The organism is Rhodopseudomonas palustris (genome assembly GCF_003226555.1).
Lineage (GTDB): Bacteria > Pseudomonadota > Alphaproteobacteria > Rhizobiales > Xanthobacteraceae > Rhodopseudomonas > Rhodopseudomonas palustris_I.
The window spans coordinates 100,828-127,641 of record NZ_QKQS01000013.1; the positions used below are offsets into that span (position 1 = coordinate 100,828).

Below are 26,814 nucleotides of genomic sequence, written 5' to 3' on the forward strand. Positions count from 1 at the left end.
CGGCCAACGCCCGCCTTCTGGCGGGCGTTGTCGTTTGGGGAAGCACTCTTGGCGGTGTCGCCGCGCCTGAAACGATTTGATCCGCGGCTGAAACACGCTAGCTGTAGCCGATGACCAGCAGCCCCGACTCGTCCTCCCCCGTCGTTCATGTCATCGGCGCCGGCCTCGCCGGCTCGGAAGCGGCCTGGCAGATCGCCCGCGCCGGTGTGCGCGTCGTGCTGCATGAAATGCGGCCGAACCGCACCACCGAAGCCCACAAGACCGATGGTCTTGCCGAGCTGGTGTGCTCCAATTCGTTCCGCTCCGACGACGCCGCCAACAACGCGGTCGGGCTGCTGCACGCTGAGATGCGCAAGCTCGGCTCGCTGATCATGCAGGCGGCCGACGCCAACCAGGTGCCGGCGGGCGGCGCGCTCGCGGTGGACCGCGACGGCTTCTCGGCAGCGGTCAGCAGAGCGCTGGCCGAGCATCCACTGATCGAGATCCGCCGCGAAGAGATCGACGGCCTGCCGCCGCAGGACTGGGCCAACGTCATCGTCGCGACCGGCCCGCTCACCTCCGCGCCGCTCGCCGAGGCGATCCGCGGCCTCACCGACGAGAGTGCGCTGGCGTTCTTCGACGCCATCGCCCCGATCGTGCACCGCGACTCGATCGATATGTCGGTCGCCTGGTTCCAGTCGCGCTACGATAAGGTCGGCCCCGGCGGCACCGGCGCCGACTATCTGAATTGCCCGATGACCCGCGAGCAGTACGACGCCTTCGTCGACGCGCTGATCGAGGGCGAGAAGGTCGACTTCAAGGATTGGGAAAAGGACACGCCGTATTTCGACGGCTGCCTGCCGATCGAGGTGATGGCCGAGCGCGGCCGCGAGACGCTGCGGCATGGTCCGATGAAGCCGGTCGGCCTCACCAATCCGCACAACCCGACGGTGAAGTCCTACGCCATCGTCCAGCTCCGCCAGGATAACAAGCTGGGCACGCTGTACAACATGGTCGGCTTCCAGACCAAGTTGAAGCACGGCGCGCAACTGCGTGTTTTCCGCACTATTCCTGGGCTGGAAAACGCTGAGTTCGCAAGGCTTGGCGGGCTACATCGCAACACGTTTCTGAACTCGCCGAAGCTGCTTGATGAAAGCCTCAGGCTACGGGCGGCGCCGCGGCTGCGGTTCGCCGGGCAGATGACCGGCTGCGAGGGGTATGTCGAATCCGCCAGCGTCGGTCTGTTCGCCGGACTGGCCGCCGCGGCCGATGTGCTCGGCACGCCGCTGTCGCCTCCGCCGCCGACCACGGCGCTCGGCTCCCTGCTCGGCCACATCACCGGCGGTCATATCGAAACCATCGATGCCGGACCGCGCTCGTTCCAGCCGATGAACATCAATTTCGGCCTGTTCCCGCCACTCGCCCCCCCCCCAACCAAGGGCCCCGACGGCAAGCGGCTACGTGGTCCGGAAAAGTCGGTCGCGCGCAAGCAGGCGCTGTCCGCCCGCGCGCTCGCCGATATGGATAGCTGGATCTCCGCGCATCTGAAGCTGGCGACGGCGGCGTAGCCGTTCGTCGCGCGTCGCTGTCTGAAGGCGCAGAAGCCTACTTCCGTCATTGCGAGCGAAGCGAAGCAATCCACAAAGCTGCGCACCCGCCGCTTGATTGCTTCGCCGCTTCGCTGCTCGCAAGGACGCGGCAGAGCTGCGTTACGTACGAAACGCTTTGCTCCGGCTCGCCCGCCACAGCGTCCACAATGTCGCGAGTCGCGAGCGTTCGAACGGTGTGAACGGATCACGCCCGCTCGCCGCGAGCCCGTCGAGATCGCGCCGCGCGAGCGCGAGCGGTAGGAATGCCGGGCGGACCATTGCCGGCAGTTCCGTCATTTCCTGCCGCGCCTGATCGAGATGCTTACGCGCTTCGGCGATCACCTCCGCGACGGCCGCCAGCAGCGACTCGGTCGACTGGCCGCTGAACACCTGCTCCAGTTCGCAGCCGTGCCGCTGCAGCACGTCGTGCGGCAGGTACAGCTGACGACGCGCCGAATCGTAAGGCAGCCGGGCCAGAATGCGCGCCACTCCGACCGCGACACCGGCGTGCCGCGCCACGTGATCGATCGCATCCGACGCCTGACCGATACCCTGCCCGAGCACCTGCGCGCCGAGCGATATCAGCGCGCCCTCGGTTTCGGCCAGATGCGGCTCGAGCACCGTCCAGTCCGGCATCGGGTCGTTGTAGAGGTCGAAGATGTGCGCCTCGATCAGCCGGGGCAACGGCGCGACCGGCAGCGCGTGCCGCTCGATGCAGCGCAGCAGTTCGGCGGCCACCGGATTGCCGCCGGCATCGCCGTGCGAACTGCCTGCAAGCAGATCGCTCCACCATTGCAGCCGGATCTCGCCGGGCAGCGGCTGGCTGACCTGACCGCGGACCCGGACAATTTCGGCATTGAACGCAGCGAGCGCCAACAGCGGCCGGCGTTTCTCCGGCGCGACGAACAAGGCCGCTGCATAGCGGTCGAAATCGGCCTCGCGCACCAATGCCGCGCAGAACGCCGCATCGCTGTCGCCAGAACCGCTCATGGTACAGCGATCAACGCCGCCGCCACCCGACGCCGCTCGCCGATCATGATGTTATAGGTGCGGATCGCAGGCCCCGTCTGCATGGTGTCGAGTACGACGTTGACGCTGCGCAGCGCCTCGCGCAACTGCCGCGGTGCGATCCAGACATCGGGGCCGGTGCCGACGATCAACGTGTCGATCGCATTGGCGTTGTCGAACACGCGCTGCAGGCTGTAGCGGTCGATCTGCTCCGGCCTGGTGACGTCCCAGCCCCACACCGCGTCGGGCAGGAACAGCAGCGATCCCTGGTGCGACATGTCGGCAAAGTAGAACCCGCCATTGCCATAGGCGTCGATCGCGGCGGTGCGCGGAAAGTGCGGAATGTCGGAGCGTTGCGCCAATATAGCGTCCCGGGTCGAGAGTTCGCGAGAAATCACGGCATCAGGTCGGACTGCGCGGTCGGCCGACGACCGCGCAACGCACATGGTCCCGCTTCCGCGGGCTTTAACGCTTCTTCGGCTTGCCGGCCTTGGCCGGCTTTGCCGCGGGCGCCGGAGCGGCCGGCGCAGCGTCGACGAACTGAGCTGGGACTTCGTCGGCCGCGGGCGCCACGACCGGCTCGGGCTTGGCCGGCTTTTCGGACGGATCGTCGAGCCGGTGGGTACCGACGCCGAGATAGATCAGGATCGGCGCCGCGATGAAGATCGAGGTGTAGGTGCCGACCAGCACCACGCCGAACATCATCACCGCGGTGAACGAGTGGATCGCGTGGCCGCCGAACAACAGCAGCGCGAGCAGCGCCAGCGTCACGGTGACGTGGGTGATGATCGAGCGCGACAGCGTCGAGTTGATCGACTCGTTGAGCAGCTGCGGCATCGGCATCTTCTTGTAGCGCCGCAGCATCTCGCGGATACGGTCGTAGATCACGACGGTGTCGTTGAGCGAGTAGCCGAGAATGGTCAGCAGCGCCGCGATCGAGGTCAGGTCGAAATCGACCTGCGTGATCGACATGAAGCCGATCGTCAGCACGATGTCGTGGACGTTGGCGATCATCGCGCCGAGCGCGAACTGCCATTCGAATCGGAACCAGAGATAGACCAGGATGCCGAGGATCGCGAGCATCAGGCCGAGCATGCCGAACGCCAGCAGCTCGCTGGAGACACGCGGTCCGACCACTTCGACGCGGCGGTAGTCGACCGAGTCGCCCAGCGCGGCGCGCACCTTCTGCACCGCCGCTTGCTGCGCCTGATCGCCGCCGGGCTGTTCGGCGACGCGGATCAGCACCTCGGCCGGACCGCCAAACTGCTGGAGCTGCACATCGCCAAGACCGAGCTTGCTCAACGTCGAGCGCATCTCGGCGATGTCGGCGTTGCCGGAATGGGCGCGGACTTCGAGCAGCGTGCCGCCCTTGAAGTCGATGCCGAAATTCAGGCCGTGGGTGAAGAACAGCGTGATCGCGGCGATCGACAGGATCGCCGAGATCGGGAAGCTGATCCGGCGGAACCGGGTGAAGTCGAAATGGGTGTTGTCGGGGACGATCCGCAGCGACGGCAGCCATCCGAAGATGCTGACGACCGTCAGCACCACGATCAGAACGCCCAGCCCGATCAATATCCAGTGTGTCACGTGAGGCTCTCTCGGGTTCGGGACGTCAGATCGGAACGTGGTGCGGCCGCTTCCAGCGCACCCAGGAGGCGACGATCAACCGGGTCAGGGTGAAGGCGGTGAACACCGTGGTGAGAATGCCAATGCCGAGCGTCACCGCAAAACCGCGCACCGGACCGGTGCCGATGTAGAACAGCACCGCGGCGGCGATGAAGGTGGTGATGTTACTGTCGAGAATCGTCGACAGCGCGCGCTTGAATCCGGCGTCGATCGCCGAGATCGCATTGCGTCCGGAGCGCAGCTCCTCGCGGATGCGTTCGTAGATCAGCACGTTGGAGTCGACCGCGATGCCTACGGTGAGCACGATGCCGGCGATACCGGGCAGCGTCAGCGTGGCGTTGAGCAGCGACAGGATGCCGAAGATCATCGCGACGTTGACCGCCACCGCGATGTTGGCGAACACGCCGAACAGCCGGTAGGTCAGCAACATGAACACGATCACCAGGATCGAGCCGACATAAGCTGCAAGCTCGCCCTTCTCGATCGAGTCCTGACCGAGGCCGGGACCGACGGTGCGTTCTTCGATGATGGTCAGCGGCGCCGGCAGCGCGCCGGCGCGCAGCAGAATCGCCAGATCGTTGGCGCCCTGCACCGTGAAGCTGCCGGAGATCTGCCCCGAACCGCCGGTGATCGGCTCGCGGATCACCGGAGCCGAGATCACCTCGTTGTCGAGCACGATCGCGAACGGTAGGCCGACGTTCTCGGTGGTGGCACGGGCGAACTTGCGGGCGCCGTTGGTATTGAAGCGGAACGAGACGATCGGCTCGCCGCTGCGCTGGTCGAAACCGGGCTGCGCGTCGGTGAGGTCGGCGCCGGACACCAGGACCTGCTTCTTGATCACGTAAGGCTGCTTCGGCGACGACGCGCTCATCAGCAGTTCGGAATCCGCCGGCACGTTGCCCGCCATCGCCTGATCGCCGGACACCGAAGTGTCGACCATGCGGAAGTCGAGCTTGGCGGTCTTGCCGAGCAGTTCCTTCAACCGGGTCGGATCCTGCAGCCCCGGCACCTGCACCAGGATGCGATCGGAGCCTTGACGCTGAATCAGCGGCTCGACGGTGCCGAGTTCGTTGACGCGTCGCTCGACGATCTGAATCGACTGATCGACCGACTGGCGAATGCGTTCAGCGATCGCCGCCTGCGGCACCGTCAGCCGGATCAACCCGCCGCCAGCATCGGAGACCTCGAGGCTGCGCTGGCCGTTGGAGCCGAGCAGACCACCAAGCGGCTGGGACAGCTCGCGCAGCTTGGTGAGCGCGGCCGGCACGTCGCTCTCTTTGCTGATCCGGACCTCGACCGCGTCACCCTTGGTCGACAGTCCGGTATAGGCGATGCGGGCTTCGCGCAGCACCCGGCGCGCATCGTCGCGCACCGAATCCAGCTTGTCCTTCTTCACCGAATTGGCGTCGACCTCGAGCAGGATGTGCGAGCCGCCCTGCAGGTCGAGGCCGAGCACAAGGTGACGCTGCGCCCATTTCGGCCAGGTCTTGACGGTGTGTTCGGGGAAGAAATTGGGGACGGCGCAAAGGCACACCGCCAGCGCTGTCAGGATGATCGCCAGCGCCTTCCACCGTGAGATATAAAGCATCGAGTTGTCCCGTCAGAAACCGAAACAGGCGGCGCGCCGAAGCGTCAGCTCGCCGCGCCGTCGTCCTTGGTCGGTTCGGTCTTGTCGCCTTCGGCCTTCGCCGCGGCGTCCTTGTCCTTCTTTCCCTTGGCCTTGCCGTTGGCTTCGGGGGCGTCCTTGACCGGTTCGCCCTTGGCACGGACGCCGGTGATCATCTGGCGCATCTGGCGCGCGCGAATCCCATCGGCGAGCTCGAACTCGACGGTATCGTCGTCGATCACCTTGGTGACCTTGCCGACCAGACCGCCCGAGGTGATGATGGTGTCGCCGCGGCGAATGTTCTTCACCATCTCGGCGTGCTCTTTGACCTTCTTCTGCTGCGGGCGCAGGATCAGGAAATACATGATCACGAAAATCAGCGCGAACGGCAGCAGCGACATGATCATGCTGTTGGCGTCGCCGCCGGCGGCAGCGGCCTGGGCGTAGGCGGGCGTAACGAACATTCGGATTCCCCGTGAAAGCAAACGAGCCGGCCCGGCGCGGGAAGCGACGGCCGGGGGCGTAAATTCGCGCGGACTATAACCGCCGCGGTCCCAATTGCAACGCTGCCAACCCTCTCATTTTCCCGTGTTTCCGCCGCTTGCGAGGCGCCGCCGGGAGGGTTAAGGCTGCCGCTCCAGGAAGGCCGAGAATGACCAAAAAAGCCCGCAGCCAAGCCCCCCGCGCCAAGCGCGCCGCCCCCGCCGCCAAAACCTCCCGCCCCGCCCGCGCGGCAAAACGCCCCGCCCCGCCCGCAGCCGCGCCCGCCGACGCCGCCGTGCTGGCGCGGATCGCCGTGGCGCTGGAGGCGATCGCCGGCCGGATGGCCGCCCCCGCCGCGGAGCCCGCGACTGACATCCTCGACCGCGCCGAGGCCTTCATCTGGCAGCCCGAAGGCCGGCTGGCGCCGGTCGCCAAGGTCAGCCGGGTCGAGATGGAGCTACTGCAGGGCGTCGACCGGATGCGCGACACCCTGATGCAAAACACCGAGCGCTTCGCCACCGGCCTACCCGCCAACAACGCCCTGCTCTGGGGCGCGCGCGGCATGGGCAAGTCGTCGCTGGTCAAGGCCGCGCACGCCACCGTCAACGCCCGGCCCGACGTCGGCGGGCGGCTCAAGCTGATCGAGATCCACCGTGAGGACATCGAAAGCCTGCCGGCGCTGATGACGCTGCTGCGCGCCTCGGAATACCGCTTCATCGTGTTCTGCGACGACCTGTCGTTCGACGGCAACGACGCCTCGTACAAGTCGCTCAAGGCGGTGCTCGAAGGCGGTATCGAAGGCCGGCCCGACAATGTGATTCTCTATGCCACCTCGAACCGCCGCCATCTGCTGGCGCGCGAGATGGTCGAGAACGAGCGCTCGACCGCGATCAATCCCGGCGAAGCGGTCGAAGAGAAGGTGTCTCTATCGGATCGGTTCGGGCTGTGGCTCGGGTTCCACAAATGCAGCCAGGACGAATTCCTGGCGATGGTCCGCAGCTACTGCGCGCACTATGGGATCGCGATCGATGACGACCAGCTCGAGCGCGAAGCGCTCGAATGGTCGACGACACGCGGCTCGCGCTCCGGCCGTGTCGCCTGGCAGTTCGTCCAGGATCTCGCCGGCCGGCTCGAAGTCCGGCTCGGAACCAAGTAACAGCCTTCTCTCTCCCCGTTGGACCGGACTAACTGGGAGAATTCCTGGTTCGCAACGAACATTTTTCGCCCCTAGACTGAACTTTCGATTCGGGGGCGACGACCATGCGTCAATCATTCATCGGTGCTTCCGCCTTGCTGGCGGTGTGTTGCGGCGCGGCGCAGGCTGCGGACCTGCCACGGCGCCCGACCGCGAAGCTGGCCGCATGGAACTGGACCGGCTTCTATCTCGGCGCGCATGTCGGCGCCGGGTTCGGCACCGCCAAAGTCGACAACCCGTTCGGACAATCGATCTACGGCGACGCCGTGCGCGCGCCGAAGGCGCTTGCGGGACTGCAGGCCGGCTACAACTGGCAACTGCCGGGCTCGGCTTGGGTGCTCGGCGTCGAGGCCGACGCTTCCGCGCTCGACGCCGACGGGACCGATACCTGTCTGGCCTATTCCGGCCAGTTCGTCTCGGCCAATTGCCGGATCCGCGAACACATCCTCGGCACCCTGACCGGACGGCTCGGCCACGCCTTCGGCCCGCAGGGCCGATCGCTGATGTACATCAAGGGCGGCGGCGCATTCCTGATCGGCAATCTGACCATGACGACCAATGCGTCGGACTATCTGGCTCAGCCCGGTGCCGAGCTGAACGCGACGCGCTGGGGCTGGACCGCCGGAGCCGGCATCGAGCACGCGCTGACGCCGCGCTGGTCGGTGCGCGCCGAATACGACTACGCGAATTTCGGGCGCCACGGCATGGACACGCCCGGCGGTGGATTTCTACTGACACCGTTCGACCCGACGACGCTGATCAACACGCCCGGCGCGCCGACCCAGGTGCGTCAGGACATGCACCTGATCAAGCTCGGGCTTAACTATCAATTCGGCCGCGGTGACGGCGCGTTCGATCAGGCATCGCTGCTACCAGTAAAAGCGCCGGCCGCAAATCCGTGGTCGGCGTGGCAGTTCGATGTCGGCGCACGCTACTGGTACAGCCACGGCCGCTATCAAAACGATCTGACGCTCAGCACGGTCAACGTCCTCCAGGAGCATCTGGTCTCCCGCCTCACTTACGAGAGCGAGGGACATTCCGGCGAAGTGTTCTGGCGGATCGAAAGCCCGCAGAAGCTGTTCGTCAAGGGCTTCGCCGGCGGCGGCGCCCTTGTGGCGGGCACGATGAACGACGAGGACTGGTTCCCCACCGATAAGCAAAACGCCACGGCGTATTCGAACACGGACCACAACAAGGTCACCGGCACGATCGCCTATGCGACGCTGGACGCGGGCATCGATCTGTTCGGCGACGCTTCCGGCAAGTTCGGCGTGTTAGCCGGCTACAATTTCTATCGCGACCGCAAGGATGCGTTCAACTGCCACCAGATCGCGCTTGCCGACCCCACCTCGTTCTGCGGATCGTCACAAGGCATCTCGATCAGCCAGTACGAAGACTGGCACTCGCTGCGGATCGGCGCCAACGGCACGCTGACCGTGGCGCCGAACACCAAGCTGTTGGTCGACGCCGCCTACCTGCCCTACACGCATATTGCAGCGCTCGATATCCACCACGCCCGCACCGGTGAACTCAGCAAGGACTCTCCCGCCTGGGGCACCGGCCGCGGCGTTCAGCTCGAGGCGATCCTGACTTACGACGTGACGCCGACGTTCAATATCGGCGTCGGCGGCCGCTACTGGGCGATGTGGGCGACAGACGTCGAGACCGCAGGCTTCGGCAGCCCGGTAACGACCCAGCTGCTGCCGATCCGGGTCGAGCGCTACGGCAGCTTCGTGCAGGCGTCCTACAAGTTCGGCGTTCACTGACCGGAGCTTGGCTCGGCCCGAACAGCGCAGCCGATCCGCCAGCAGCACTTGTCAAAATGCCCGGCCTTTCGGACCGGGCATTTCGTCTTCTCAGGTATCGCTTAACCCGCGTTGCTCAGGCGCCGTTGAGGAACTTCAGCGGGTCGACCGGGGTCGATCCCTTGCGGATCTCGAAGTGCAGTTGCGGTGACGACACCTCGCCGCTCTGGCCGGACTTGGCGATCACTTGGCCGCGCTTGATCGTCTCGCCGCGCTTGACCAGCAGTTCGCTGGCATGGGCATAGGCCGAGACGTAGCCGTTGGCATGACGGATCAGCACGAGGTTGCCGTAGCCCTTCAGCTCGTTGCCGGCATAGGCGACCACGCCGTCTTCGGCGGCCTTCACCGGGGTGCCTTCCGGCACTGCCAGATTGATACCATCGTTCGACTTGCCGTTGGTCTTGGCACCGTAGGCGGCAATCACGCGGCCACGGGCCGGCCAGCGGAAGCTCGGCAGCGCACCGGTCGCCTCGGCGGCCTTCACCGGCGTGGCTTCCGCCGGAGCGGCGGCAGCGGGCGTCTCGGTCGGTGCAACCATCCGCGCCTTCTGCGGCGGCTCGGCCAGCGCTGGCGCGGCGTTGGCCATCCGCACCGGCGCCGCGGCGGGAGCCGGGGCCGGGGCCGGGGCCGAAGTCTGGGTCTGCACCGGAGCGGCGGCCGCGACCTGGGCCCCCGGCACGTTGATCTTCATGCCCGGCTTCAGCTTGGTCGTGGTGGTGAGACCGTTGTAGCGCGCCAGCTCGCCGAGCGGGATGTTGTTACGGCGGGCGATGTTGATCAGCGTGTCGCCGTTGTTGACGTAGTGCACCCGCGCCGGTGCCGGCGCAGCGGTCGCGACCGGACGCGGAGCCGGCGGAGGAGAAGCCGGCGCGGCGATCGGCGCGGCCTGCGCGGTAGCGGTGTTACGGCTCGGGATCACGAGCTGCTGGCCCGGCTGCAGCCGGCGCGGCCCCTTGTAGCCGTTGGCGCGGAGGATCTCGGCGGTCGAGACGTGGTAGCGCTGCGCCAGGATCTCCAGCGTATCGCTGGTACCGACGATGATCTTGGTGCCGGCATTATGGGCCGGAGCCGGCGCCGGAGCGACAGCCGGCATTGGCCGCGCGGCGGCTACCGACCGCGGCGCCGGCACGGTGCCGGTCGGCTCAATCGGCGCACGCGGCGGCGGCTCGTAGGATGCGATCCCGCGCCCTCCGCCGGAGATGCCCCCGCCTCCGTTCGCGACCGGATAGGACGAAGGCGACGAGATCGGCGGCAGCGCCTGGGATTGATATTGCGGTTGATAGGGCTGCTGATACTGCGGCCGCGCATATTGCGGCAGTTCGCGGCGCGGCGGCTGAGCCACCGATCCGGTGGTCTCGACAGGCCCGAACGGAGCCTGTTGAAAGCGTGTCTGCATGTCGGCGCTGCACGCACTGAAACCGACGGACATCAACGCCAGCACCGCAACTTGCGGAGCGCGGCGCGAGCAAAGCAACGCGGCGACGCGGGACATGGTTACTCACTCTTACGCAATACGATTGGTAAATTGAGTAAACACTGCGCCAGTAAACAACCGTTTAACCTTGCGCAGAAACCGCTTGTTGACGCTGAGAAATCCAAAACCTCAGTGCGTTCAGAGCTCGCGCGCGATGCCGCGCAGCGCCGGCACGAACCGGACCTCGCCGAGCACCTTGCGCTCGTCTCCATTCGCGCCGCGTCGCACTCGCACGAGACTCTGCCGCGCATTTGGCGGACCGACCGGCGCGATCAGCACTCCGCCCGGATCGAGCCGCTCGAGCAGCCGTTCGGGCAGCTCCGGCACTGCGGCGGTGACCAGGATGCGATCGAAGGTGCCGGCGGTTTCCGGCAGATCGAACCCGTCGCCGAACACCACCTCGACATTCCGGCAGCCGAGGTCGGCGAGCCGGTGCCGTGCGCGATCCGCCAGCGTCTTGAACCGCTCGTAACTGAGCACGTCGGCGGCGAGCCGCGACAGCACCGCGGCGTGGTAGCCGGAGCCGGTGCCGATCTCGAGCACGCGATCGCGCGGTCGCAGTTCGAGCTGCTCGGTCATGAACGCTACCACGAACGGCTGGCTGATGGTCTGGCCGCAAGCGATCGGCAGCGCGGTGTCACGCCAGGCGCCGTCGCGATAGCTCGGATCTACGAAGCGGTCGCGCGGCACCGCCTCCATGGTCCGCAGCACCGCCTGATCGCTGATACCGCGCCGCCGCAGGCTGAGCTGGAACATCATCTTTTCGGGCGGCGGCGCCGCGGGGCTCGGCATGTCGGGTCTCGCGATCGGTCGTGCGCCGCCACTCTGGTTCGGGTTGGCGCGATTCTCAGCAGAGTGTTGGCGTGCTGACCGGAACCTTGCAAGTGCGGAGCGCCACGCAATGCGGTCCGCGGCGCTTGCATTTGCCATCGCGCCGCATATTTGCGACGGTGTTCAGCGAAGCGCCCTGAGTGCGGACCGGCGCCCGCAACAGCACCTTTTCAAGGACCCTATCCGATGACGACACCGAGTCCGACCGGCGGCTCCGTTTTCCTGGTCGAGGACGAAGCGATGATCCGCATGATGGTGGTCGACATGCTCGAAGAGCTGGGCTTCTCGGTTGCCGCCGAGACCGGTGAAATCAACGAAGCGCTGCAGCTCGCCGAAGCGACCGATTTCGACATCGCGATCCTCGACGTCAACGTCAACGGCAAGGTGATCTCGCCGGTCGCCGATTTGTTGAAGGCGCGCAATCGCCCGTTCATCTTCGCGACCGGCTACGGCACGCAAGGCGTGCCGGAAGATTATCGCGACCGTCCGGCGCTGCAGAAGCCGTTCCAGATCGAATCGCTGAAGCAGCTGCTCGACGCCACGCTCCGCCGGCCCGCGTAGTCCCGTCGGATCATCTCGAAAAGCCGTAGGATGGGTTGAGCGCCAGCGAAACCCATCGAACCCCTACGCGCCGACATGATTGATGGGTTTCGCTGGCGCTCAACCCATCCTACGCGCTCGTTTCGCGCTTATCCCAGCGTCTTGGTCAGCGCCACTGAAAACACTTCGTCGGTGCGGTCGAGCCTGAGCGGCGTGACCGAGACGAAGTTGGCGGCGAGCGCGGCCAGATCAGTGCCTTCGGCCGGCATATCTTCGATTTTGATCCGCTCGAAGCCGATCCAGTAATACGGGTTGCCGCGGCCGTCGTGGCGTTCGTCGATACGCAGGAAGCCGGGATTGCGCTTGCCCTGCCGCGTCACCACCACGCCCTTGACCTCGTCCGGCGTGCAGGCCGGGAAGTTGATGTTGACCACGGTGTTCTTCGGCACGCCCGCGGCCATCACCTTGCGGATGATCTCGGGCGCGTGCGTCCGCGCCGTCTCCCACAGCGGCGCGTTGCGGGTCTCGATGGTGAACTCCTGCGACAGCGCGAACGACGGCAGGCCAAGGATGGTGCCTTCGAGCGCGCCGGCAATGGTGCCGGAATAGACCACGTCCTCGGCGACGTTGCGACCGCGGTTGACGCCGGACAGCACCAGATCCGGCGCCTTATCCTTGAGGATGAAGCGCGAACCCATGATCACGCAGTCGGTCGGCGTGCCGCGCACCGCGAAATGCCGCGGCCCGACTTCGCGCAACCGCAACGGATCATTCAGCGACAGCGAATGCGACACCCCAGACTGGTCGAGCTCGGGCGCCACCACCCAGACGTCGTCGGAGAGCGCGCGGGCGATCTGTTCGACCGTCTTGAGGCCGGGCGCGTGAATGCCGTCGTCGTTGGTGCACAGAATCCGCATGGTTGCCGGAGCGCCTTTCGTGATCAGGAGGGCTTAGGCCGCCGTCTTATCCGCCCGCGCCGCCAGAGGCAAATACACCCGGCCGGCAGAGCAGCGCCCTCACATGCACAGGCCGAGCAGCCGCACGGTGCAATCCCGCGCGGCGGGAGGTTTCGGCAGCACCCTGCTCCAGGTGGCCGGCGGCTGCGCCGCGGTCTTGGACGTCGCGGCCAATTTCGCGGACGGCTTGCCTGGCTGCTTGGATTTCGATTTGGACTTCGGCGCTGACTTGGGCCCAGGCTTGGGCCTCTCGTCGCCGCCGGCGATCACCATCGCCCAATAGGTCCGGCCGCTGGCGCTCGATCTGACGCTGGCGACGCCGATCTTGGACGCGCCCTTCAGCAGCAGGTTGGCACGATGGCCCGGCGAGTTGATCCACTGCTTCAGCGTGTTCGGAAAATCCGGATAGCCGTAAGCGATGTTCTCGGCGGCGCGCGACGCTTTGGCCGGCGCAACCCGCGAGGTGAACGAGCCGCCGGCCTCGTGACTGAGGACGTCCTTCGACGCCATCGCCGCCGCCTGCCGCTGCGCGATCGCATTCAGCGTCGCGTCCATCACCACCTTGCCCTGGCCGTTGCTGGCGCGGAACTGCGAGATCAGGTCGGCCGGGCCGGCGGCCAAGGCTGGCATCGCAGAAACGGAAACGAAGAACGTCGCCGCAAGTATCAGCGTCATTGCGAGCGAAGCGAAGCAATCCAGCACCCGGAGCACAGGGCTGGATTGCTTCGTCGCGGAGCCTGTGCTCGGACGGCGCGGAGCGCCGATCCGGGTGCTCCTCGCAATGACGGAGAGGGTCATCAGCCTTACGCCTTCGCGATCACCTTCAGCCCGCCCATATAGGGCTGCAGCACGTCGGGGACGGCGATCGAGCCGTCTTCCTGCTGATAGTTCTCGATCACCGCGATCAGCGCGCGGCCGACGGCGGTGCCGGAGCCGTTGAGCGTGTGAACGAAACGCGGCTTGCCGTCCGGACCGCGCGAGCGCGCGTCCATGCGGCGGGCCTGGAAGTCGCCGCACACCGAGCACGAGGAGATCTCGCGATACGCACCGCCCTCGCCCTGCCCCGGCATCCAGACTTCGATGTCGTAGGTCTTCTGCGATGCAAAGCCCATGTCGCCGGTGCACAGCGTCATCACGCGGTAGTGCAGACCCAAGCGGCGCAGCACTTCCTCGGCGCAGCTCAGCATCCCCTCGTGCTCGTCCTTGGACTGCTCCGGCGTGGTGATCGACACCAGCTCGACCTTGGTGAACTGATGCTGCCGGATCATCCCCCGCGTATCGCGGCCAGCGGCGCCAGCTTCCGCGCGGAAGCACGGCGTCAGCGCAGTGAGCCGCATCGGCAGCTCTTTCTCGTCGAGAATGGATTCGCGGACGAGATTGGTGAGGGAGACTTCGGCGGTGGGGATGAGCCAGTAGCCCTCGCCTCCGCTACCAATTGCACCGGCCGCGAACTGATCATCGCGAAACTTCGGCAATTGCGCCGTACCGAACATCGCATCGTCCTTCACCAGCAACGGCGGATTCACCTCGGTGTAGCCATGGTCGCCGGTGTGGACGTCGAGGAAAAATTGCCCGATCGCGCGCTCCAGCCGGGCGAGGCCATTCTTCAGCACGGTGAAGCGCGCGCCGCTCATTCTCGCGGCGGCTTCAAAATCCATCATGCCGAGGGCTTCGCCAAGATCGTAATGCGGCTTCGGCGTGAACGTGTAGCTCGGCTTCTCACCGAAGCGATGATGTTCGACATTGCCGTGTTCGTCGGCGCCTTCCGGCACCTCAGGCAGCGGCAGGTTCGGGATTTCCGACAGCGCTGTCTTCAGCGCCTCGTCGGCCTCCTTCACGGCGGCGTCGAGCGCCGGCATCGTGGTCTTCAGCTCGGTGACTTCGGCCATCAGCGCTTCGGCGCGGGCGTTGTCCTTGGCCTTCTTGGCGTCGCCGATCTCCTTCGACGCCGCATTGCGCCGCGCCTGCGCCTGCTCGGCGGCCTGCACCGCGGCGCGGCGGGCCTCGTCGAGCGCCAGCAGACGATCCGCAATCGGATCGAGCCCCCGCCTCGTGAACGCCGCGTCGAACGCTTGCGGATTGTCGCGGATCGTTTTGATGTCGTGCATGGGAATTCGTCCTGAGGGCGGGTCGGGCTGAGCCGCTGACGTACCCTGAATGAGCGGGATTTGAAAGGCATTCGCCGCGCGCGCTCCCGAGCGGGGGATTGAAGGAGCCCGCCCCGCCCACGGCGTCATCGCCCGCGAAGGCGGGCGACCCAGTATTCCAGAGCGCCGGATTTTAACAGCACCGGTTCGCGGTACTGGATGCCCCCCAATCGCGGGGCATGACGACCGGAAACATCACGAGGCGACGAGTGCCACAACGACAAGCTCAAGCAGGATCAAACCGACACCGATGGCGACCATCACGCCAAAACTCAGCGTCAGCCGCCGAGCCTGACCGTCAAATTCCGCCTGCAAATCCGTATTGGTACGAGTTCGCTCATACCAGCTACTCCGCCGGCTTCGACGACTCTGCCTCGGCAGCCCCCGCCGCAGCCTCCGCGGCACGCTTCTTTTCGACGATCGACACAGCGATGATCGATCCCTCGTACAGCAGCAGCAGCGGGATCGCGAGCGAGGCCTGGCTGATCACGTCGGGCGGGGTCAGGACCGCGGCGATCACGAACGCGCCGACGATGAAGTAGCGGCGCTTCTCCTTGAGCTGCTTGGCGGTGAGCACGCCGATCCGCCCGAGCAGGGTCAGGATCACCGGCAATTGGAACGCCAGGCCGAACGCGAACACCAGCGACATCATCAGCGACAGATACTCGCCGACCTTGGGCAGCAACTGGATCTGCGCGGTCTCCTCGCCGCCCATCTGCTGCATGCCGAGCGAGAACCGCACCAGCATCGGCAGCACCACGAAATACACCACCAGCGAGCCGAGCACGAAGAAGCCCGGCGTGGCGATCAGATACGGCAGGAAGGCGTTCTTCTCGTGCTTATACAGGCCCGGCGCGACGAATTTGTAGATCTGGGTGGCGATGATCGGGAACGAGATGAAGCCGGCGCCGAACATCGCCAGCTTGAGCTGGGTGAGGAAATATTCGAGCAGCGCGGTGTAGATGAACTTTGAATTTTCCGGCCCGGCGACCCAGACGAACGGCCAGACCAGCACATTGTAGATCTGCTTGGCGAAGAAGAAGCAGAAGATGAACGCGATGCCGAAACCGAGCAGCGCCTTGATCAGCCGCGAGCGCAGCTCGATCAGGTGGTCCATCAACGGCGCCTTTGAGGCCTCGATATCTTCGGCACTCATGACGCTTTGGCGTCCTTGGCGAGTTCGGAATTGGCGAGTTCAGGATGAGCGAGATCCGGCGGGGCGGCGTCCGGTGTGGCGAGCGCGTGGCTCTCGGCCGCGACCGGCAGGTTCGCCGTCTCGGACACCTGGACCTCTCGAACGATCGCGAGCGGCTCCGAAATGGCCGAGTCGTGCTGGGTGGCTTCGATCAACGTCTCGGCCGTCGGCTGCACCGGGGTTGTCGCCTCGGTCGGCAGGATATCTGTCGGCGGTGCGCCGGTAGTCGGAGAGTCAGTGGTCGGAGTGTCGGTTTTTGCGGCGTCGGGGGCGGCGGGCTTGTCGAGCGCGATCGCGTCGTTGACCTCGCCCGACAGCTTGGTCAGCATGTTGTTGGTCGACAGCCCGCTGGCCGCTTCCTTGACCTCGTCGAACGACTTCTTGAGGTCGGCCATTTCGGCCTCGCGCATCGCTTCCTGGAACTGGCCCTGGAATTCGCTGGCGAGCCGTCTGGCCTTGCCCATCCACTGCCCCACCGTGCGCAGCACGCCCGGCAGTTCCTTGGGGCCGATCGCGATCAGCGCGACCACCCCGATCACCATCAGTTCACTCCACCCGATGTCGAACATGAAACGGCCGACTATGCCTTAATGCGTCCCGCGAGCTTACGATCCGCGTGCGGGCTCGCTCGCCGCCCGCGCGTTGCGCCGTACCCGGGAACGATCGGCGGCGCAACCGGCCGCCGGATCAGTCCAGCGGCGCGGTAACGCCGCGCCGGTCGAACGGCAGCGCGTTGCGCGCTCAGACCGCCTTGCTGCCGACGTCGGTGCGGTTGGTCGCGCCGGGCGTGGAGGTATGGTCGATCGACTTCACCGGCTCGGAGCTTTCGGCTGTCTTTTCATCGTCCTGCAAGCCCTTCTTGAAGGACTTGATGCCCTGGGCGACGTCGCCCATCAGGTCGGAAATCTTGCCACGACCAAACAGCAGCAGGACGACCGCGATAACGACGATCCAGTGCCAGATACTGAGTGAACCCATCCTGCATTCTCCCGAAACTCGACCGGCGCACCAGCCCTACTCACTTTGGAAGCTAGGTGAAAGAGCCGCCCGAAACAAGGATTTAAGCTGTCGCAACGGTGAGTTGATCGCCGCCGCGTCGGTTCCTTGCCAAGCTCAGCGCCGGCTCACTGATGACGATCATCCTCATCCGGCGCGTCACGACCGGACTCGTCCTCGGCGTCGTCCGATTCGGCGGTATCGATTTCCGCAGCATCGGCGTCGAGATCAGTCTCGGCCTCGCCCATCGCAGCCTCTTCGCTCTCGGCCACCGTCTCCGCGGCTAGATCCGCCTCGACCAGTTCCGCTTCCGCGGTTTCGATCTCGATGGCGACATCATCCTCCGCGGCGATCTCGTCGACCTCGGCGTCCTCCGCCTCCAGCTCGACATCACCGACCTGTCCGGCCTCGTCGTCTGCGCTGGCATCAGCCTGTTCGGTGTCGGCGAAGCCGGTCTCGGCCTCGGCCATCTCATCCGCCGTTTCGACGATGCCCGCCTCGAGGGCTGCGGTCTCGAGTTCGGCCGTCTCCGCGGTTTCAAGCTCCGCGTCACCCGTCTCGGCAACCACTCTGGCCCCGGCGGTCTCAGACGAGGAGGCCTCCTCGGCATTGCCTTCCAGATCCTCGGGGTCGGCTTGCGGCGCCAGCGCCAGATCGAGATCGCCGGGCTCCAGCGGATCTTCGTCCTCGCGCAGCTCCGGATCGTCCGACGGGGTCGGCACGCTGAAGCCGGTCGGCAGACGGGTGTCGAGCAGGCCGGTGCCCTTGAGCTCTTCGAGCCCCGGCAGGTCGGTCAGAGACTCCAGGCTGAACTGCGACAGGAACGCTTCGGTGGTGCCGAAGGTCAGCGGCCGGCCCGGCGTCTTGCGACGGCCGCGCGGCTTGATCCAGCCGGTTTCCAGCAGCACGTCGAGCGTGCCCTTCGAGGTCGCCACGCCGCGGATCTCTTCGATCTCAACGCGGGTGATCGGCTGGTGATAGGCGATGATCGCCAGCATCTCGATCGCGGCGCGCGACAGCTTACGGGTCTCGGTCGACTCGCGGGTCATCAGCCAGGCAAGATCGCCGGCGGTGCGGAACGACCATTTGTTGGCGACTCGGACAAGATTCACGCCACGACCAGCATAGTCCTCCTGCAGCTGCTTCAGCGCGACCTTGACGTCGACGCCTTCGGGCATCCGCTTGGCGAGCGCCGCCTGGTCGAGCGGTTCAGGGGACGCGAACAGCAGGGCTTCGAGCAGGCGCAGCTCCTCGGGCCGGGACTGCGGCTGCTGTTCGGCGCTGTCATCAGCGAGATGTTCGACCGGCTGTTCGAACTCCACGATGCGCTTCTCCGCCAGACTTGCCATGGCTCGGTCTCCTTCTTCCACTACCCGACCGGAGCATCCGGTAAGGCTGCCGCTTCCATCGCTGGAGACGGCGGACGCTTACGAAAATACAAAGGTGCCAGCGGCGCGGACTGGTGCAGCTCGACTTCGCCTTCGCGCACCAGTTCGAGCGCGGCGGCGAAGCTCGACGCCAGCACCGTGGCGCGCTGGGTCGGATCTGGCATGTAGCGCAGCAGGTATTCGTCGAGCCGGCTCCAGTCCTCGGCGAGCCCGACCAGCCGCTCCAGCGACGCGCGCGCCTCGCTCAGCGACCACACCGTGCGCTTGGCAAGATGCACCGTGGTGAGCACGCGCGACTGCCGCTGCGACGCGTAGGCACTGAGCAGGTCGTACAGCGTCGCTGTGAATTTTGGATGCTTGATCTCGGCGATCTCTTCGACCTGACCGCGCGGGAAGATGTCGCGATTGAGCTGGGGCCGCGTCATCAGCCGGTTCGCCGCCTCGCGGATCGCCTCGAGCTTGCGCAGCCGGTTGGCCAGCGCATTGGCCATGTCTTCGGCGCTCGGTCCTTCCTGGGCCGGCGGCTCCGGCAGCAGCAGGCGCGATTTCAGAAAGGCGAGCCACGCCGCCATCACCAGATAGTCGGCGGCGAGTTCGAGCCGGATCTTCCGCGCTTCGTCGATGAACAGCAGATACTGATCGGCGAGCGCCAGAATCGAGATCTTGTGCAGATCGACCTTCTGCTGCCGCGCCAGCGTGAGCAACAGATCGAGCGGGCCTTCATAGCCCTCGACGTCGATCACGAGCGCCTCGTCCTGCTCGACCTGTTCGACGGGCCGGCCGGTTTCGAATTGCAGAATTTCAGCGGTCATGCGCCCACCCTTGCGCGGCCGATCAAGGTTTCGAGTTCGGCCCACGCCGCGGCGCGGTCGAACGGCTGCGGGGCGCGGCGGGCGGCCAGCGCCGCCTCGGCGCGTGTCAGCGCCCTGCCCTGAAGCTCCGGCGTCTCCGCCGCCACCTGCCGCATCTCGTCCAGCTTGCCGTTGCAATGCAGGACGACGTCGCAGCCCGCCGCAACGATCGCACGGGTGCGTTCGGTGATGTTACCGGCCAGCGCGTTCATCGAAACGTCGTCGCTCATCAGCAATCCTTGGAACCCGATCGATTCGCGAATCACCCGGTCGATGATTGTCGCAGAAGTGGTCGCGGGTTGGGCGGCGTCGAGCGCGCTAAACACAACATGTGCAGTCATCGCCATCGGCAGGTCGGCCAGCGGCCGGAACGCGGCGAAGTCGGTGCGGTCCAGTTCCTCCGGCGCGGTATCGACGGTCGGCAGCCGATGATGGCTGTCGGCGGTGGCGCGGCCGTGACCGGGAATATGCTTGAGCACCGGCAGCACGCCGCCCTGCGCCAGGCCCTCGGTGACGGCGCGGGCGATCGCCGCGACCTTGTCCGGTGAGGTGCCGTAGGCCCGGTCGCCAATGACCGCATCGGCGCCGGCAACCGGCACGTCGGCGAGCGGCAAGCAGTCGACCGTAATCCCCAGCGCAGCAAGATCATCGGCGATCAGCCGGGCGCTGAGCCGCGCCGCGGTCAGCCCGGCCTCCGTATCGATATCGTAGAGCGATGAGAACACCGCGCCGGGCGGATAGGCCGGCCAATGCGGCGGCCCCAGCCGCTGCACCCGCCCGCCTTCCTGATCGATCAGTACCGGGGCGTCTGGAGAATCGACGGACGCGCGCAATTCCTCAACCAGCGCCTTGACTTGCGCCGGATTGTCGACATTGCGCTTGAATAAAATAAAGCCCCAAGGGCGAGATTCGTGGAAAAATCCGCGTTCGTCGTCGCTGAGGCTGAGCCCGGCCAGGCCGGAAATGAAGGCGCGCGGTGACATACAGCGCGCTTAGCCCGCGCGCGCCTCCAGGGTCAAGGAAACCGCCGTTAATTCCTCTGGACGAAGCACTGTCCGCCGGCACTTTTTAGGTTCCCGCAGACCTGCTGCGCCTGTTCGGCCGAAGCGAACGGGCCGACCATGGCGCGGTAGTAGACGCCCTTGCTGCCGAGATCGACCTTCTTGATCATGTGTGGTTGCGAGCCGAGCACCGAAGAGAACTTGCCCTGCAGCATCCGGTACGACGACTTGGCGTCGGCCTCGCTGCGCTGCGAGGACACCTGCACGACGTAACCGCCCGAGGTCACTGGTTCGGCGGCCGGCAGTGAAGCGACGCGCTGGGCGCGTGGCGCCGGACTCTCTCCCGCTCCGGGCGAAAGCGACAAGGGTGCGGCACCGGCCGAGGCATTGGCATCCTCGACATTGCGTGCCGGCGTCCGCGCCGGCGGCGGTGCGGTGCGGCTGGCCTGCCGCGCAGCAGCCGTGCCGCCAGCCGTCTGAGCGGACTGATCGGCCTGATCCGGCCGGATGCTGAAGGTCTTGATCCTGCGCGGCTCGTCGCCAGCCAGAGTGCCGTTGTTCGGCGGCGGTGTCAGGTTCGGCTTGGTGCCGGGCGCGACGCTGGCGACGGTCGGCGGGTTTGGATTTTGATTGAGCTGGGGCAACACCACCCGCGGACCTGAGCCCGGCATCCGCGACGGATCGGCGGCCGGCTGCTCTTCGCGCGACACCAGCGCCTCGACGCCGTTTCCGGACGCGAGACGATCCTGGATCGGCTTGCCGGCATTGTCGCTCGACGGTCCCGGAATCTTGGTCGGGGTGGTGTCGGCCTTGATCACGGGCGGCTCGCCGCTGCGCGTCGCGCCGGCGAAGGTGCGATAGGCCAGCGCCCCGCCGGTGCCGACCACGGCCAACGCCAGAATCGCCGCCACGGTGGTCATGGTATGGCGGCGCGGCTTCAGCGGCTGGCTATCGGCCATCTCGTCATAGCCGTCGCCATAACCGTACCCCGGATCCTGATAGCCGCCGATCGGCGCCGGATCTGCCGGAAGCTCACCATAGAGCGTCTCGTCGTAGCGCCCGGGTTCGAGCGACGTCTGGCCACTGGTAGCCGGAAGAGGATCGTATTGCGGCTCGTAAGCGACGCGGTCCGGCTGCACCAGATCGAGCTGACGCTGTTGTTCGACCGGAATCGGATCGAATCGCGGCTCGGGAGCCCGCGGCGCGATCGGCTCAGGATCGAACGAACGCATGTCGAGCGAGCGCGGCTCCACCGGCGACTGCATCGCCGGAGCCCGCTCGTAGCTGGTGAGATCGGCACGCCGCGGCGGAGTCGCAGCGCTGATGAAGGACGGTGGCCGGCTGAAGTCGGGCTCCGGCGGCAGGACCGGTTCGGGAGCCCGCGGCGGCTCTGGCGCGCGCGACGGCTGGCGATGCTGCATCCAGGACGGCATCGGCGGCGCCGACAACTCGTCGTCGGCGGGCGGCACAGCGCGGCTGGCACGGAAATCACCACCCCGGAAATCGGTAGCGCGGGTCTGCGGTGCGATCGGCGGCGCCGACTCGGTGCGTGCAGCAGACTGACCGAACGGGTCGGTCTGACCGATCAGACGAGCGAGCTCGGCGAGCGGATCGTTCTCCGGCTTCTGCGGATAGCGGGAGGTCGGAAGGCTGTCATCGTCTTCCGTCGGAAAAGGTCGACTCTGATATCGATCCGTCATTGTGATGTCGCGTCCCATTCGGGAAAGCAGCCAAAGGCGCCCTCGCAGACGTCACGGCCGCTTTCACAAGCCGCTCCAGATCCCCATCTGACGGCCGATCCCCTATCGCATCTCGTCCGGCGCAGTGACGCCGAGAATGGCGAGCCCCGAGGCCAAAACCGAGACGACGGCTTGGACCATCGCCAAGCGCGCTCGGGTAATCTCTGCATCATTATTGATAATGAAGCGTAAATGAGGCAAATCGCGGCCATGCGTCCAAAGCGCATGAAATTCGCTCGCGAGCTCATTGAGATAAAACGCAATTCGGTGCGGCTCGTGGGCCTGCGCAGCGGCCTCGACGATGCGCGGGTACAGCGCCAGAAGCTTCAATAGTTCGAGCTCGGCCGGATCGTTCAGTCGCTCCAGCGGCGCCTGCCGCAGCATCGCCGCCCGCTCCTGAGAATCCTCCGGCAGATCCGGAACGACCTCGCGCGCGTTGCGGAAGATCGAATGGCCGCGCGCGTGCCCGTACTGCACGTAGAACACCGGATTGTCTTTCGACTGCTCGATGACCTTGGCGAGGTCGAAATCGAGCACGGCGTCGTTCTTGCGGAACAGCATCATGAAACGGACGGCGTCGGAACCGACCTCGTCGACCACTTCACGCAACGTGACGAAGTCGCCGGCCCGCTTCGACATCTTCACCGGCTCGCCATTGCGCAGCAGCCGGACGAGCTGAACGATCTTGACGTCGAGCGCGCCCTTGCCAGCCGTCACCGCCTGGATCGCGGCCTGCATCCGCTTGATATAGCCGCCGTGATCGGCGCCCCAGACGTCGACCATGTTGGCGAAGCCGGCGTCGAACTTGACCTTGTGGTAGGCAATGTCGGATGCGAAGTAGGTGTAGGAGCCGTCCGACTTCAGCAGGGGCCGGTCGACGTCGTCGCCATAGGCGGTGGCACGGAACAGGGTCTGCTCGCGGTCCTCGTAGTCCTCGACCGGTGCGCCCTTCGGCGGCGGCAGTCGTCCCTGATACACGTCACCCTTGGCGCGCAGGAAATCGATGGTGTCGGCGACGCGGTTGCGGCCGCCCTCGATCAATGAACGCTCGGAGAAGAACACCTCATGGGTGATGGCGAGCGCAGCGAGGTCGCCCTTGATCGCCTCCATCATCATCGCAATCGCCTTGGCGCGGACGATTGGCAGCCAATCGCTCTCGGGCTTCTGGTTCAGCGCGTGGCCGTGCTCGGCGGCGAGCGCCTCCCCGACCGGGACAAGGTAGTCGCCGGGATAAAGCCCCTCCGGGATCGCGCCGATGTCTTCGCCAAGCGCCTCGCGGTAGCGCAGGAACGCCGAGCGGGCGAGCACGTCGACCTGAGCACCGGCGTCGTTGATGTAGTACTCGCGGGTGACGGCGTAGCCGGCGGTGTCGAGCAGATTGGCCAGTGCATCGCCGAACACCGCACCGCGGCAGTGGCCGACATGCATCGGCCCGGTCGGATTGGCCGAAACGTACTCGACATTGATCTTTTCGCCGCCGCCGATGGTGCTGCGGCCGTATTTCGGTCCGGCGTCGAGCACGGCGCGCAGCGCCTCCGCCCACACCGCCGGCTTCAGCGTCAGATTGATGAAACCGGGGCCAGCGATCGCCACCTGATCGATCAGCTCCTCGGCACGCAGCTTGTCGGCGATCTTCCCGGCCAGATCGCGCGGCTTGGCCTTGGCGTCCTTGGCCAGCACCATCGCGGCGTTGGTCGCCATGTCGCCGTGGGAGGCGTCCTTCGGCGGCTCGACCACGATGCGCGACAGGTCGATCCCGGCGGGCAGCGCGCCCTCTTCGATCAGCGCCGCGCACACCGCGTGCACGCGCGACAGGAGACGGGCGAAAAGATGCGTGGACATCGGGAGCTCGGCCATATCTGACAAGGGAAAATGGGAGCGACCGTTTCGGGCCGGTCCGGGCGCCGCCTAACGCAAATCTGGGGTCGAGTCAAAAAGCCGCTGATGTTCGGCGAGCGCGTAGCGGTCGGTCATCCCGGCGATGAAATTGCGAATCCGCAGCAGCCTGTCGGCTTCGCATTCGGCGACCGGCCCATTGGCGGGCAGCCAATCCGGCGGCAGGTCCTCCGGATGATCGCAATAGCGCTGAAACAGCTCGGCGACGATCGCCTCGGCGTCGCGCATCACCTTCATCACCCGCTCGGCGCGGTACATCCGGGTCCACAGGAAGGCCTTGATCTCGGCTTCGGCTTTGGCGGTGTCGACCGGAAATGTCACCAGCGCCCGCTCAGCGCGGCGGACATCGTCGGCCGATCCCGGCCTCGCCTCGCCGATCCGGCGTTCTGCCTCGGCCGCGACTGCGCCGATGAAATGCGAGATCAGCTCGCGCACCAGTTCGGCACCGCGCCGCCCGTCGTCGAGGCTCGGAAAGCGCTTATCGATCGCGGCGATGATCCGGGCCACCAGCGGCACCTCGACAAGATCGTCGATCCCGAACAGCCCGGCGCGCAGGCCATCGTCAATGTCGTGGGCATTGTAGGCGATGTCGTCGGCGATCGCCGCCACCTGGGCCTCGAGCGACGCGAAGCTCCACAGCTGCAGGTCGAACCGCTGGTTGAACTCGGTGATGCCGCGCGGCACGCCGTGCTCGGCATAGCGCTTTAGCGGCGCGCCGGCACGGTCGGTCAGCGGGCCGTTGTGCTTGACCACGCCTTCCAGCGTCTCCCAGGTCAGGTTGAGGCCGTCGAACTCGGGATAGCGGTGTTCCAGTGCAGTCAGCACCCGCAGCGTCTGGGCATTGTGATCGAAGCCGCCAGCTTCTTTCAGGCAGGCGTCGAGCGCCCGCTCGCCGGCATGCCCGAACGGCGGGTGGCCGAGATCGTGCGCCAACGCCAGCGTCTCGGTGAGATCTTCGTCGAGCCCGAGCTGGCGGGCCAGCGCGCGGGCGATCTGCGCCACTTCCAGGCTGTGGGTCAGTCGGGTGCGGTAATGGTCGCCCTCGTGGAAGACGAAAACCTGGGTCTTGTGCTTCAGCCGGCGGAACGCGTTGGAATGGATGACGCGGTCGCAATCGCGGCGAAACGCGCTGCGCGTCCGGCTCGGCGGCTCATGGAATTGCCGGCCGCGGCTGTGGTCCGGATCGCAGCCAAAGGCTGCACGGGGAGCTGCCATTCCGACCGACACGCGTGCGACTCGTCCTTCAGCGTTTGATTCTGCGGTGCGGCGCACTTAACTATTGTTGGCAAAGAAATCCAATGACGGGCCATGCCCGTCGACACGGAGCGGCGAGATGACGGAATCGAGCGTCACCATCAGCGAACGCGCGGCGCGCCGGATCGGCGAAATCCTCAAGGGCGAAGGCCAAGGCGCGATGCTGCGGATCAGCGTCGAAGGCGGCGGCTGCTCGGGCTTCCAGTACAAATTCGATGTCGACCGCACCAAGACCGACGACGATCTGGTGATCGCCAGAGAGGGCGCGGTGGTGCTGGTCGATTCCGCTTCGGTGCCGTTCCTGGCCGGATCGGAAGTCGACTTCGTCGACGACCTGATCGGCGCCTCGTTCCGGGTCAACAACCCGAACGCCACCGCATCCTGCGGCTGCGGCACTAGCTTCTCGATCTGATCAGCCGTATAGCGGCGCCTTTGGCGCCGGCGCGGTGGTGAATTCGGAAACGACGATCAGCTTCACCTCGCCAGTGCTGGTCTTGGTGCTGACCATGCTCTTGATCGTCCAGGTCCCGTCGATGTTGTAACTGACATTGAAGGCAGTGAAGCCCTGGGTCGCGTCGCAGAGCGCGGCGGTGGTCGACATCGTGAGAAAATCGATTGCGGTACCCGCGATATAGCTCCCGATCTGCACGTAAAACTTGAGCGACGGCGTGCAGTCCAACGCAACGTTCGGCGGCGCCGTCACAAAATTCGACAGCAAAATCCCGCCAGCGAGCGTCTGCATCGCGACACCGGCATTATAGGCGACCAGAGTCGGGTTGAACGACGCCGTGGCGATCCGGAATGCGCCGGTCTTCAACCCGGCCGTGACCGTCGTCGGTGACAGGCCGAGCGCCGGTGTCACCGTCATCGTCGTGGTGTTACCTATCGGCGTGCCTCCCGCCGGCGTCGGCTCGATCGCGCGGATCGCCCCCGCCTGCCCGACCGGTTGTCCCGGTTGCGGCGGAGCAATCTGCTGCTGCACTCCCGCGTAGGTCTGCAGCGTGATCATGAAGCTCAAGATCGCGCCGGAGGCCGCATAGGGCAGCAGCGGCTGCCCCAACAGGCTGCTGGCATACACCTGACCGCCGCTCGAATACTGCGCCGGCTGCTGGAAGAAGCAGAAATTCTGCAGCGAGTTGCTGTTGTTCTGCAGATTGATGGTGACGGTGGTCATCGTGTCAGCGCCATTGCTCCGTCCGCCACGCCAAGTAACGCCAACGGCCGGAAGCCGTCGAGGCCTCCGGCCGCAGTCGCT

At 66.1% G+C, this 26,814-nt stretch carries 25 protein-coding genes; 5 read left to right on the forward strand and 20 right to left on the reverse strand.

Features of this window, described 5'->3' with window-relative positions; genetic code table 11:
- Positions 1–110 precede the first annotated feature (110 nt).
- A complete protein-coding gene (gene trmFO / locus DNX69_RS08210) occupies positions 111–1,547 on the forward strand; it encodes a methylenetetrahydrofolate--tRNA-(uracil(54)-C(5))-methyltransferase (FADH(2)-oxidizing) TrmFO (RefSeq protein ID WP_110785524.1) in 1,437 nt (478 codons plus the stop codon).
- A gap of 141 nt (positions 1,548–1,688) precedes the next feature.
- Here the strand turns inward: trmFO and DNX69_RS08215 are convergent, their stop codons facing one another.
- The 5 genes from DNX69_RS08215 to yajC form a co-directional block, all read right to left on the reverse strand.
- Positions 1,689–2,558 carry a phytoene/squalene synthase family protein gene (locus DNX69_RS08215; RefSeq protein WP_110785525.1) on the reverse strand — a complete coding sequence of 290 codons (870 nt, stop codon included), beginning with the start codon at positions 2,556–2,558 and terminating at the stop codon, positions 1,689–1,691.
- Positions 2,555–2,938, reverse strand: a complete 384-nt coding sequence (locus tag DNX69_RS08220; RefSeq protein ID WP_110785526.1) for an Mth938-like domain-containing protein — start codon at positions 2,936–2,938, stop codon at positions 2,555–2,557. Before DNX69_RS08220 ends, DNX69_RS08215 begins: the two co-directional genes overlap by 4 nt.
- 103 nt (positions 2,939–3,041) lie before the next feature.
- The gene (secF, locus tag DNX69_RS08225) at positions 3,042–4,163 is read right to left on the reverse strand and encodes a protein translocase subunit SecF (RefSeq protein WP_110785527.1); all 1,122 of its coding nucleotides are present in this window, start codon (positions 4,161–4,163) and stop codon (positions 3,042–3,044) included.
- A gap of 25 nt (positions 4,164–4,188) precedes the next feature.
- Positions 4,189–5,790, reverse strand: a complete 1,602-nt coding sequence (gene secD / locus DNX69_RS08230; protein ID WP_110785528.1) for a protein translocase subunit SecD — start codon at positions 5,788–5,790, stop codon at positions 4,189–4,191.
- A 44-nt stretch (positions 5,791–5,834) separates the two neighbouring features.
- On the reverse strand, positions 5,835–6,272 hold the full coding sequence (gene yajC / locus DNX69_RS08235; protein WP_110785529.1) for a preprotein translocase subunit YajC: 438 nt from the start codon (positions 6,270–6,272) through the stop codon (positions 5,835–5,837).
- Between the two features lie 188 nt (positions 6,273–6,460).
- Here yajC and DNX69_RS08240 point away from each other — a divergent pair, with 188 nt between their 5' ends.
- Positions 6,461–7,447, forward strand: coding sequence for an ATP-binding protein (locus DNX69_RS08240; protein ID WP_110785530.1), 987 nt, complete (start codon positions 6,461–6,463; stop codon positions 7,445–7,447).
- A gap of 104 nt (positions 7,448–7,551) precedes the next feature.
- Positions 7,552–9,252: an outer membrane protein gene (locus DNX69_RS08245; protein WP_110785531.1), complete on the forward strand. Its 1,701-nt coding sequence runs from the start codon at positions 7,552–7,554 to the stop codon at positions 9,250–9,252.
- A 115-nt stretch (positions 9,253–9,367) separates the two neighbouring features.
- Here the strand turns inward: DNX69_RS08245 and DNX69_RS08250 are convergent, their stop codons facing one another.
- Together DNX69_RS08250 and DNX69_RS08255 are read right to left on the reverse strand one after the other, a co-directional pair.
- Positions 9,368–10,783: a peptidoglycan DD-metalloendopeptidase family protein gene (locus DNX69_RS08250; protein WP_110785532.1), complete on the reverse strand. Its 1,416-nt coding sequence runs from the start codon at positions 10,781–10,783 to the stop codon at positions 9,368–9,370.
- A 120-nt stretch (positions 10,784–10,903) separates the two neighbouring features.
- Positions 10,904–11,557 (reverse strand): protein-L-isoaspartate(D-aspartate) O-methyltransferase, encoded by a 654-nt coding sequence (locus tag DNX69_RS08255; RefSeq protein ID WP_110785533.1) that lies wholly within the window; start codon positions 11,555–11,557, stop codon positions 10,904–10,906.
- 225 nt (positions 11,558–11,782) lie between these two features.
- On the opposite strand from DNX69_RS08255, the gene DNX69_RS08260 reads away from it, so the two are divergent.
- A complete protein-coding gene (locus tag DNX69_RS08260; protein ID WP_110785534.1) occupies positions 11,783–12,157 on the forward strand; it encodes a response regulator in 375 nt (124 codons plus the stop codon).
- 128 nt (positions 12,158–12,285) lie between these two features.
- Here DNX69_RS08260 and surE read toward each other — a convergent pair whose 3' ends face one another.
- From surE to DNX69_RS08320, 12 genes are all read right to left on the reverse strand, one after another.
- On the reverse strand, positions 12,286–13,053 hold the full coding sequence (surE, locus tag DNX69_RS08265) for a 5'/3'-nucleotidase SurE (RefSeq protein WP_110785535.1): 768 nt from the start codon (positions 13,051–13,053) through the stop codon (positions 12,286–12,288).
- Between the two features lie 99 nt (positions 13,054–13,152).
- Positions 13,153–13,722 (reverse strand): CAP domain-containing protein, encoded by a 570-nt coding sequence (locus DNX69_RS08270; protein WP_349626963.1) that lies wholly within the window; start codon positions 13,720–13,722, stop codon positions 13,153–13,155.
- 173 nt (positions 13,723–13,895) lie between these two features.
- Positions 13,896–15,200 carry a serine--tRNA ligase gene (gene serS / locus DNX69_RS08275; RefSeq protein ID WP_110785537.1) on the reverse strand — a complete coding sequence of 435 codons (1,305 nt, stop codon included), beginning with the start codon at positions 15,198–15,200 and terminating at the stop codon, positions 13,896–13,898.
- Between the two features lie 385 nt (positions 15,201–15,585).
- Entirely contained in the window at positions 15,586–16,395 is an 810-nt protein-coding gene (tatC, locus tag DNX69_RS08280) for a twin-arginine translocase subunit TatC (RefSeq protein WP_110785538.1), read from the reverse strand.
- Positions 16,392–17,003 (reverse strand): Sec-independent protein translocase protein TatB, encoded by a 612-nt coding sequence (gene tatB / locus DNX69_RS08285; RefSeq protein WP_110785539.1) that lies wholly within the window; start codon positions 17,001–17,003, stop codon positions 16,392–16,394. Before tatB ends, tatC begins: the two co-directional genes overlap by 4 nt.
- Positions 17,004–17,175: 172 nt before the next feature.
- Positions 17,176–17,412, reverse strand: a complete 237-nt coding sequence (locus DNX69_RS08290) for a twin-arginine translocase TatA/TatE family subunit (protein WP_110785540.1) — start codon at positions 17,410–17,412, stop codon at positions 17,176–17,178.
- A gap of 146 nt (positions 17,413–17,558) precedes the next feature.
- Positions 17,559–18,779, reverse strand: coding sequence for an SMC-Scp complex subunit ScpB (scpB, locus tag DNX69_RS08295; RefSeq protein ID WP_110785541.1), 1,221 nt, complete (start codon positions 18,777–18,779; stop codon positions 17,559–17,561).
- Between the two features lie 20 nt (positions 18,780–18,799).
- Positions 18,800–19,630 carry a segregation and condensation protein A gene (locus DNX69_RS08300; RefSeq protein WP_110785542.1) on the reverse strand — a complete coding sequence of 277 codons (831 nt, stop codon included), beginning with the start codon at positions 19,628–19,630 and terminating at the stop codon, positions 18,800–18,802.
- A complete protein-coding gene (gene nagZ / locus DNX69_RS08305; protein WP_110785543.1) occupies positions 19,627–20,652 on the reverse strand; it encodes a beta-N-acetylhexosaminidase in 1,026 nt (341 codons plus the stop codon). Before nagZ ends, DNX69_RS08300 begins: the two co-directional genes overlap by 4 nt.
- Before the next feature lie 47 nt (positions 20,653–20,699).
- Positions 20,700–22,370: an SPOR domain-containing protein gene (locus tag DNX69_RS08310; protein WP_110785544.1), complete on the reverse strand. Its 1,671-nt coding sequence runs from the start codon at positions 22,368–22,370 to the stop codon at positions 20,700–20,702.
- Positions 22,371–22,472: 102 nt separating this feature from the next.
- Positions 22,473–24,266, reverse strand: a complete 1,794-nt coding sequence (gene argS / locus DNX69_RS08315; RefSeq protein ID WP_110785545.1) for an arginine--tRNA ligase — start codon at positions 24,264–24,266, stop codon at positions 22,473–22,475.
- 51 nt (positions 24,267–24,317) lie between these two features.
- The gene (locus tag DNX69_RS08320) at positions 24,318–25,532 is read right to left on the reverse strand and encodes a deoxyguanosinetriphosphate triphosphohydrolase (protein ID WP_110785546.1); all 1,215 of its coding nucleotides are present in this window, start codon (positions 25,530–25,532) and stop codon (positions 24,318–24,320) included.
- A gap of 106 nt (positions 25,533–25,638) precedes the next feature.
- Between DNX69_RS08320 and erpA the strand changes: the two genes are divergently transcribed.
- Positions 25,639–25,971, forward strand: a complete 333-nt coding sequence (erpA, locus tag DNX69_RS08325) for an iron-sulfur cluster insertion protein ErpA (protein ID WP_110785547.1) — start codon at positions 25,639–25,641, stop codon at positions 25,969–25,971.
- Here the strand turns inward: erpA and DNX69_RS08330 are convergent, their stop codons facing one another.
- The gene (locus DNX69_RS08330) at positions 25,972–26,733 is read right to left on the reverse strand and encodes a hypothetical protein (RefSeq protein ID WP_110785548.1); all 762 of its coding nucleotides are present in this window, start codon (positions 26,731–26,733) and stop codon (positions 25,972–25,974) included.
- Between the last annotated feature and the right edge of the window lie 81 nt (positions 26,734–26,814).

What these genes read in the sequence shown, in the direction of transcription:
- DNX69_RS08310 (WP_110785544.1), bottom strand. Translation starts at nt 22,370, where the DNA reads ATGACGGATCGATATCAGAGTCGACCTTTTCCGACGGAAGACGATGAC.
- surE (WP_110785535.1), bottom strand. Translation starts at nt 13,053, where the DNA reads ATGCGGATTCTGTGCACCAACGACGACGGCATTCACGCGCCCGGCCTC.
- DNX69_RS08260 (WP_110785534.1), top strand. Translation starts at nt 11,783, where the DNA reads ATGACGACACCGAGTCCGACCGGCGGCTCCGTTTTCCTGGTCGAGGAC.
- serS (WP_110785537.1), bottom strand. Translation starts at nt 15,200, where the DNA reads ATGCACGACATCAAAACGATCCGCGACAATCCGCAAGCGTTCGACGCG.
- erpA (WP_110785547.1), top strand. Translation starts at nt 25,639, where the DNA reads ATGACGGAATCGAGCGTCACCATCAGCGAACGCGCGGCGCGCCGGATC.
- tatC (WP_110785538.1), bottom strand. Translation starts at nt 16,395, where the DNA reads ATGAGTGCCGAAGATATCGAGGCCTCAAAGGCGCCGTTGATGGACCAC.
- nagZ (WP_110785543.1), bottom strand. Translation starts at nt 20,652, where the DNA reads ATGTCACCGCGCGCCTTCATTTCCGGCCTGGCCGGGCTCAGCCTCAGC.
- tatB (WP_110785539.1), bottom strand. Translation starts at nt 17,003, where the DNA reads ATGTTCGACATCGGGTGGAGTGAACTGATGGTGATCGGGGTGGTCGCG.
- DNX69_RS08250 (WP_110785532.1), bottom strand. Translation starts at nt 10,783, where the DNA reads ATGTCCCGCGTCGCCGCGTTGCTTTGCTCGCGCCGCGCTCCGCAAGTT.
- trmFO (WP_110785524.1), top strand. Translation starts at nt 111, where the DNA reads ATGACCAGCAGCCCCGACTCGTCCTCCCCCGTCGTTCATGTCATCGGC.
- DNX69_RS08240 (WP_110785530.1), top strand. Translation starts at nt 6,461, where the DNA reads ATGACCAAAAAAGCCCGCAGCCAAGCCCCCCGCGCCAAGCGCGCCGCC.
- DNX69_RS08300 (WP_110785542.1), bottom strand. Translation starts at nt 19,630, where the DNA reads ATGACCGCTGAAATTCTGCAATTCGAAACCGGCCGGCCCGTCGAACAG.
- DNX69_RS08330 (WP_110785548.1), bottom strand. Translation starts at nt 26,733, where the DNA reads ATGACCACCGTCACCATCAATCTGCAGAACAACAGCAACTCGCTGCAG.
- secD (WP_110785528.1), bottom strand. Translation starts at nt 5,790, where the DNA reads ATGCTTTATATCTCACGGTGGAAGGCGCTGGCGATCATCCTGACAGCG.
- yajC (WP_110785529.1), bottom strand. Translation starts at nt 6,272, where the DNA reads ATGTTCGTTACGCCCGCCTACGCCCAGGCCGCTGCCGCCGGCGGCGAC.
- DNX69_RS08255 (WP_110785533.1), bottom strand. Translation starts at nt 11,557, where the DNA reads ATGCCGAGCCCCGCGGCGCCGCCGCCCGAAAAGATGATGTTCCAGCTC.
- argS (WP_110785545.1), bottom strand. Translation starts at nt 24,266, where the DNA reads ATGGCCGAGCTCCCGATGTCCACGCATCTTTTCGCCCGTCTCCTGTCG.
- DNX69_RS08245 (WP_110785531.1), top strand. Translation starts at nt 7,552, where the DNA reads ATGCGTCAATCATTCATCGGTGCTTCCGCCTTGCTGGCGGTGTGTTGC.
- DNX69_RS08270 (WP_349626963.1), bottom strand. Translation starts at nt 13,722, where the DNA reads ATGCCAGCCTTGGCCGCCGGCCCGGCCGACCTGATCTCGCAGTTCCGC.
- scpB (WP_110785541.1), bottom strand. Translation starts at nt 18,779, where the DNA reads ATGGCAAGTCTGGCGGAGAAGCGCATCGTGGAGTTCGAACAGCCGGTC.
- DNX69_RS08290 (WP_110785540.1), bottom strand. Translation starts at nt 17,412, where the DNA reads ATGGGTTCACTCAGTATCTGGCACTGGATCGTCGTTATCGCGGTCGTC.
- DNX69_RS08215 (WP_110785525.1), bottom strand. Translation starts at nt 2,558, where the DNA reads ATGAGCGGTTCTGGCGACAGCGATGCGGCGTTCTGCGCGGCATTGGTG.